General features: G+C 63.6%; 2 protein-coding genes. One reads left to right on the forward strand and one right to left on the reverse strand.

What is annotated here, in order from left to right:
• A partial coding sequence (locus ACWI6D_RS09285; protein WP_449134477.1) for a serine O-acetyltransferase occupies positions 1-499 on the forward strand: 499 nt, incomplete at its 5' end.
• Positions 500-557: 58 nt separating this feature from the next.
• Here the strand turns inward: ACWI6D_RS09285 and ppk1 are convergent.
• The gene (ppk1, locus tag ACWI6D_RS09290) at positions 558-3,281 is read right to left on the reverse strand and encodes a polyphosphate kinase 1 (RefSeq protein ID WP_449134478.1); all 2,724 of its coding nucleotides are present in this window, start codon (positions 3,279-3,281) and stop codon (positions 558-560) included.
• Positions 3,282-3,634 lie beyond the last annotated feature (353 nt).

Raw genomic sequence — 3,634 nt, forward strand, 5'->3', positions numbered from 1 at the left:
GATCATCTTCAGCTATCCGGGCTTCTTCGCCATCTTCGTGTACCGCATCGCGCACGAGCTGTACGTGCAGGATGTGCCGCTTATCCCGCGCATCATGTCCGAGTACGCTCACGGCCGCACGGGCGTCGACATCAACTCCGGCGCGACGATCGGCGAGTACTTCTTCATCGACCATGCAACCGGCGTCGTTATCGGCGAGACCACCACGATTGGCAACCACGTGAAGATCTACCAGGGCGTTACGCTGGGCGCTCTGTCCACGCGTGCCGGCCAGGCGCTGTCCGGCGTGAAGCGCCATCCCACCATCGAGGACGACGTCACCATCTACAGCAATGCCAGCGTGCTGGGTGGCGAAACCGTGGTGGGCGAGGGCTCCATCATCGCCGGCAGCGCGTTCGTCATCTCCAGCGTGCCGAAGGGCAGCCGCGTCAGCCTGAAGAATCAGGAAGTGAACGTGCGCACGCCGAACAAAGAGCACGACAAGTGCTGGGAGATTTAACAACGCGAAAAAGGTAACGAAGCGAAGGCGGCCCCGCTGGTGCGGGGCCGCCTTTTTGCTAGCGGATGATTTTTGCGAGGATGCGGGAGATGAGGCGTGGCTTGCTGTTGCGGGGGCGCACTTGGATGCCCGAGTGTGACGGCGCCTGCATCGGCTCGTTGAGCACGTGCGCCTTGACGGGCGTGGGCTTCGCCACCTGCTGGCTTGCGCCCGCAGCGCCCGCGGCGGCGGGCTTTGCTGCGCTGCTCGCGCTCTGCGACTCGCTTGCGCCTTGCGCGCTGGCGCTTGCCGCTTGCTGCGTGGCCGCGTGCGCACCCGCCTTGCCGTCTGCGGAAACGCTTGCGCTTGCCACCTTGCTGCTGTTCGCGTTGCGCGCTGCAACGTCGGCTTCGGCAGCCTTCGCGGCCGCTTCGGCCTCAAGCGCGGCGGCCTTGGCGGCCTCGGCTTCGGCGACGGCCTTCGCTGCGGCTGCCTCGGCCGCCGCGATGGCCTCGACGCGCACTTCGGCCTGACGCATCTCGGTGCGATGCCGCTCGGTCAGCTGGAAACGCGCCTTCGCGCTGCGCTGCGCTTCGGCTTCGGCCGCATGTGCGCGGCGCTTCTGGGCTTCCTTGATCAGCGCGTTCTGCGAATCGAACAGCGCCTGGCCGGGTTCGGCCAGCGCGCCGAGCTTCGTGTAGCTGCCGTTGGGCAGAAGCTCGCGCAGCTTGGCGGTGTCGCGCAGGCACGTGTCGAAGTACTGCAGCACCTGCTCGCGCAGGGCGTCATCAAGAATAGGCCAGGCAATCTCCACGCGCTTCTCCATGTTGCGCGTCATCAGGTCGGCGCTTGACAGATACACGCGCGCGTTGTCGCCCACGCCGAAGCCGTAAATGCGGCTGTGCTCAAGCAAGCGGCCGACGATGGAAACCACACGGACGTTGTCGGTATAGCCTGGCACGCCCGGGACCAGGCACGATATGCCGCGCACCAGCATGGTTACCGGCACGCCTGCCTGGCTTGCCTCGGCGATCTTCACGATGATTTCCTTGTCCGTGACGCTGTTCGTCTTGAAGAACAGCCCGCACGGCTTGCCCTGGCGCGCCAGCTCGATCTGCGCGTCGATGCCCTCGATGATCTTCGGCTTGATCTGCAGCGGCGCCACCCACAAGATGTCGTAGTTGTCGGAGGCGTTTTCCAGCTGCATGTTGCGGAAGAACTCCGTGGCGTCGCGGCCGATGGTGTCGTCGGCGGTGATGAAGCTGAGGTCGGTGTACAGCTTCGCCGTTTTCTCGTTGTAGTTGCCCGTGCCTAGCTGCGTGACGTGCTGCAGGCCATGCTCCGTTTGACGCGTGATGCAGCAGATCTTGCTGTGCACCTTGAAATCGCGGAAGCCGTAGATGACGTTGCAGCCGGCCTCTTCGAAGCGCTGTGACCACTCGATGTTGTTCGATTCGTCGAAGCGGGCGCGCAGCTCGAACAGCGCCGTGACCTGCTTGCCGTTCTCGGCTGCGGCGATAAGCGCCTCGGCTAAGTGCGACTGGCGCGCCAGGCGGTACAGCGTGATCTTGATGGAGATGACGCTGGGGTCGGCGGCCGCTTCGCGCAGAAGCTGCACGAACGCGTCCATGGACTCGTAGGGGTAGCTCAGCAGCACCTCGCGCTCGCTGACCTGGTCCATGATGGGGCGGCGGCGGTCAAGGCAGGCCGGCCACTGCGGGGAAAACGGCGTGTTCGTCAGCGCCGCGCGTGTTTTCTCGGGCAGGCTTGAGGCAACGCCCCAGGTCCAGCTCATGTCAAGCGGCACCGAGGTGACGTAGGTTTGGATGGGCTTGAGCCCTAGGCGCTTGAGCAGCATCTTCTGCAGCACGCTGGAAAGCGGGCGCTCGGATTCCAGGCGCACGGGGGCCAAACGCCCGCGGCGCTTCAGGATGCGCTTCATGTGCTCGCGGTAGTCCTCGTCGGACTCGTCGGTGCCTTCGGTGGCGTCCAAGTCAGCGTTGCGCGTGACGCAGATGACGTTGGTGTGCTTGACGGTGTACATGCTGAACACCTGCTCAGCCACCATTTCCACGGCGTGCTCAAGCAGGATGAACTGGAAGCCCTCGCCCGGCAGCTTGATAAGGCGCGCGCACTGGCGCGGCATGGGCAGGATGCCCACGGTGACGCCCTCGGCACCCAGGTTCTCGCTTTCCTCGGCGGAAGGATGGATTTTGGCGGCCTTGACGGTTTTGCCGTCCTTGGCCTTGTCCTTCTTCTTGGGCTTCTTCGGGCCCACTTCCTCGTCAAGGCGCACGATGACGTAGAGCGACCCGTTCTCCAGGTGGGGGAAGGGGTGGCGCGAATTGATGATCTGCGGGGACAAAAACGGCATGATGTTGGCTGCCGTGTAGTCGGTCAGGAAGGCGCGCTGCTCGTCGTTGAGATCGGCGGGGCGCAGATGGCGCACGCCGTGCGCGGCCAGGGCCTGGCGCACCTCGGCGTAGGTTTGCTCCTGCACAGGGTACAGCTCGTGGCAGCGCTTATGGATGGCGGTGAGCTGTTCGGCGGGCGTCATGCCCGTCTTCGAGTCGAGGACCTGCTTCTTCAGAAGCGACAGGTCGGTCAGGCTGCCCACACGCACCATGAAGAACTCCTGGAGGTTGGACCAGAAGATGCTGATGAAGTTCAGGCGCTCGAGCAGCGGCACGGTTTCGTCGGCGCCTTGGTCGAGCACGCGCTCGTTGAACGTGAGCCACGACAGCTCGCGGTTCTGCATGTAGGGCGTGGACCCTATGTGCGTTGTGGATTCGTTTGCTTTCATGGCGTTCCCTTCCCTCGACGTCATAGATGAAACGCGCGTCGGGCGATGCGTCTTCGTTGATTCGATGTGCGTGCGACCGCTTGCGGGCGGTCAAGTGGAATCGATGATTGCATAACGTGCGACGCCAAGGTGACGGGGTTCCCCAACAACCACGTCACCTCAACCCATATTTTACTCCGTTTTGATGCTGCGCCCAGCCGAATCCGCCACCGGGACCGAAAAAATGGGGTGAAAAAGGTAACGATTCTGTTTCAGATTCGGTCAGTCCGCTTGCGGGGGTGCCGACACGGCCCCGAGCATGCGCTCGATTAGGTACCCTTCGCGCACGCCGTGCTTGCATATCACCAGCTTAT

It is taken from the genome of Senegalimassilia sp. (assembly GCF_977052095.1).